We start from the raw sequence: 3769 nt of genomic DNA on the forward strand, positions 1-3769 counted from the left end.
GCCGAGCCCGGGCCCACCGGCGAGCACCTCGCCGATCTCCCCCGGGCCGACCTCGCGCAGCTCGTCGTCGACCAGGTGGATGCGGTGGTTGGCGGCGGGCCGGCCGATCGGGATGGGCCGGGTCCACTCGCCGCTGCCCTCGAACCAGGTCACCAGCACCGTCGCCTCGGTCGGGCCGTACACGCTGATGAAGCGGCGCCCGCCGGCGGTCCAGCGGCCGACCTGTTCCGGGCCGGTGGCCTCGCCGCCGGTGACGACCAGCCGCACGCCGGGCAGCCGGACCGGGTCCAGCAGCGGCAGGATCGGCGGCGGCAGCACCACCACGTCGACCGCCTGCTCGGCACAGATCCGGTAGAGCCGGGTCGGGTCGGCCCGCTCGGCGTCACCGGCGAGCACGACGGTGCCCCCGGCGGCGAGCGGGGCGAGCATGTCGACCACCGACGCGTCGAACCCGATCGAGGCGAACGCCAGGCACCGGGTCGCCGTGTCGAACCCGGAGAACTCCGCGATCGAGGTGACCTTCTCGGTCAGCGCCCGGTGCTCGATCACCGCGCCCTTCGGCTGCCCGGTCGACCCGGACGTGAACATCGCGTACGCGGTGGTGCCGAGCGTCGCCGGTGTCGGCTGCCAGGGCGCGGTGCCGGTGGGGACGTCCAGCACGGTGCGTCCGGTGAACGCCTCGGCGGCGGGCGTACCCACGACGACGCGCAGCCGGGCCTCGGCGGCCAGCTCGCGCAACCGTCCGGGCGGCAGCGCCGGGTCGAGCGGGACGTACCCGGCGCCGGCCGCCTGCACGCCGAGCAGCGCGACCACCAGGTCCAGGCGACGGTCCACGCAGACGCCGACGAGGTCGTCCGCGCCGATGCCGTGGGCGCGCAGCGACGCGGCCAGCGCGGCGGCCCGGCCGACCAGGTCGGCGTAGCTGAGCGTCAGGTCGCCCTGCACCACGGCCGGGGCGCCGGGACGCCGCCGGGCGTGCGCCGCGACCAGGTCGGGCAGGCACACCTGCGGGTAGGGCAGCTCGGGACCGACCTGCTGGTCGCGCTGATCGTCGCGGACGGTCATCGTCGTGCCTCGATCCAGTGCCGGGTCCGCCGGAACGGGTAGCCGGGCAGCGGCACCCGCCGGCCCGGCGGGACGGCCGGCTCGTCACCAGCGCGCCAGGCGCGGACTGCGGCGTCGTCGTCGGAGGCCGGGTCGCCCGCCGCGAGCGCGGTCAGCCGGCGCACCGCCTCCTCCGCGTCGGCGCAGGCGACCGCGTCCCGGTACGCCAGCCGCCGCCGTCCCACCGCGAGCGTGTGCGCCACGTCGGCCACCGCCAGGTCGCCGTCGGCCAGCCGGAGGGCCAGCCGCCGGGCCAGTTCCCGCAGCGCCGCCGGGCTGCCCGCGGACAGTCCCAGCACCACCGGGCCGGGTGCCCCGGCGTCCGGCGCGTCCGTCGCGGGCGCCGGCTCGACCAGCACGTGCGCATTGGTGCCGCCGAGACCGAACGAGCTGACGCCCGCGCGCCGCTCGTAGGCCCACGGCCGAGTCTGCGCGTCCACCTCGGCGCCCGCGGCGGCCAGGTCGACGTCGTCGTGCGCGCCGGTGAAGTGCGCGGTACCCGGCACCTGCCCGGTGCGGACCGCGTACACGGCCTTGATCAGGGAAATCACGCCCGCCGCGGCGTCCAGGTTGCCGAGGTTGCCCTTCACCGAGCCGAGCAGCAGCGGAGCGCGGGCGCCCCGGCGTACCCGGGCCAGCGCGTCCACCTCGATCGCGTCGCCCACCGGGGTGCCGGTGCCGTGCCCCTCCAGGTAACCGACGTCGACCGCGTCCCAGCCGACCGACGCCAGCGCCTCCGCCATCACCGCCGCCTGCCCGGACACGCCCGGCACGGTGAAGCCGGGCCGGTCGGCGCCGTCGTTGTTCACCGCCCACCCGGCGAGCACGGCGTACACGTGGTCGCCGTCGGCGCGGGCGTCGGCGAGCCGCTTCAGCACCACCGCCCCGGCGCCGTTGCCGAACACCTGCCCGGTGGCGGCGGCGTCGTACGGGCGGCACACCCCGTCGGTGGCCAGCAGCCCGCCCGGCCGCAGCCGGTAACCGGCCTGCCGCGTCGAGACCACCGCCGCGCCGCCCGCTATCGCCACGTCGCAGCGGTAGTCCAGCAGGCTCTGCCCGGCCTGGCACACCGCGACGAGCGAGGTCGAGCAGGCGGTCTGGACCGCCACGGCCGGGCCGGACAGCCCCAGCGCGAACGCGGTGCGCGTCGGCAGATAGTCGCAGCCGGAGCCGGTCAGCGCGTCGTCCCAGTCCTCGGCGAGCGTGCCGGCCGCCGGGGCCAGCGCGGGGTTGCCGAGCAGGTGGTGGTGCAGGTAGCGGCTGGGCGCGCATCCGGCGAACACGCCGATCTGGGCCGGGTCGCGGTCCGGGTCGATCGCGGCGTCCTCCAGGGCGTGCCAGGCGACCTCCAGGAACAGCCGGTGCTGCGGGTCGAGCAGCGCCGCCGCCGCGGCGGGATAGCCGAACAGGTCCGCGTCGAAGCCCTCCAGGTCGTCGAGCCGGCCGAACGCCGACACCCAGTCCGGTCCGCCCGGCGCGCCCTCCCCGGCCGGGACCCGGCGCACCGAGTCCACCCCGGACAGCAGGTTGCGCCACAGCGCCGGTGCGTCGTCCGCGCCGGGCACCCGGCAGGCCAGGCCCACCACCGCGATCCGGTCGTCCTCGCTCACGCCCGTCCCTCCCCGCCGCCGGCGGCCCGCGCGGCGGCACGGCGGGCCATCCGGCGTCCGGCCGCGGTCAGCCGGCCGTCCTCCGGTACGCCCGCGGCGTCCCCGGCCGTCTCCAGGTACGCGGCCAGCGCCGCCACCGTCGGGAACTCCACCAGCCGGGCCAGCGGCACCCGGCGGCCGAGGTGTTCCTCCAGGTACCCCTGCACCAGGGCGAGCTGGAGCGAGTGCCCGCCCGCCTCGAAGAAGTTCACCAGGCGGCCCACAGTGGTCAGTCCGAGCACCGTGCACCAGCCCGCCGCGATGGTCTGCTCGACCGGCCCGGCCGGCGGTCCCCCGGCATCCGGGCGGTCGGCGGCCGGCTGCCCCGCGTGCGGCCCTCCGGCGGCCGGGTGGCCGGCGTCCGGGTCGGGCAGGGCGGCCTGGTCGAGCTTGCCGGTCGGGCCGATCGGCAGCTCCGGCACCGCCACCACCGCCCGGGGCACCATGAAGTCCGGCAGCACACCGGCCAGCCGTTCCCGCAGCGCTCCCGGCTCGACGACCGTACCGGCGGCGCCGACCACGTACGCGACGATCTCCTGCTCGCCCGCGCCGGACGCGCCGCGTCGCGCCACCACCGCCGCGTGGGCCACCCCCGGCAGCGCCGCCAGGCACGCCTCGATCTCGCCCAGCTCCACCCGGTAGCCGCGGATCTTCACCATCCGGTCGCCGCGGCCCAGGTAGACGAGCGTGCCGTCGGGCAGCCGCCGCGCGATGTCACCGGTCCGGTACGCGCGCACCCCGTTGTGCTCGGTGAACCGGGCCGCGGTCAGCTCCGGCAGGCCCAGGTAGCCGAGCGCGACGTGCGGGGTCCGCACGACCACCTCGCCGGTGAGGCAGGCGGGGCGTCCGGCCGGGTCGGTCAGCACCACCTCGACGCCCGGCAGCGGGTGCCCGATCGGCACGACTGCGCGCCCCGGGTCGGCGTCCGGCGGCAGGTGGTGCTGCGCGGCGAAGCTGATCTCGGTGGTGCCGTACCCGTTGACGAACACCACGCCCGGCGCGAACGACCGCCGGGC

3 protein-coding genes are annotated in these 3769 nt (G+C 77.6%); all 3 read right to left on the reverse strand.

Going from position 1 to position 3769, the window contains the following annotated elements:
* Positions 1–1065: AMP-binding protein (locus tag KBX39_RS25850; protein WP_210872944.1), on the reverse strand; the 1065-nt coding region annotated here is incomplete at its 3' end.
* Positions 1062–2714, reverse strand: a complete 1653-nt coding sequence (locus KBX39_RS34130) for a polyketide synthase (protein ID WP_166456520.1) — start codon at positions 2712–2714, stop codon at positions 1062–1064. The genes KBX39_RS25850 and KBX39_RS34130, both read right to left, overlap by 4 nt.
* Positions 2711–3769: non-ribosomal peptide synthetase (locus tag KBX39_RS25860; RefSeq protein WP_210872946.1), on the reverse strand; the 1059-nt coding region annotated here is incomplete at its 5' end. The genes KBX39_RS34130 and KBX39_RS25860, both read right to left, overlap by 4 nt.

This window comes from Micromonospora sp. D75 (genome assembly GCF_018070405.1).
In the GTDB taxonomy this organism is placed as follows: Bacteria; Actinomycetota; Actinomycetes; order Mycobacteriales; family Micromonosporaceae; genus Micromonospora; species Micromonospora chalcea.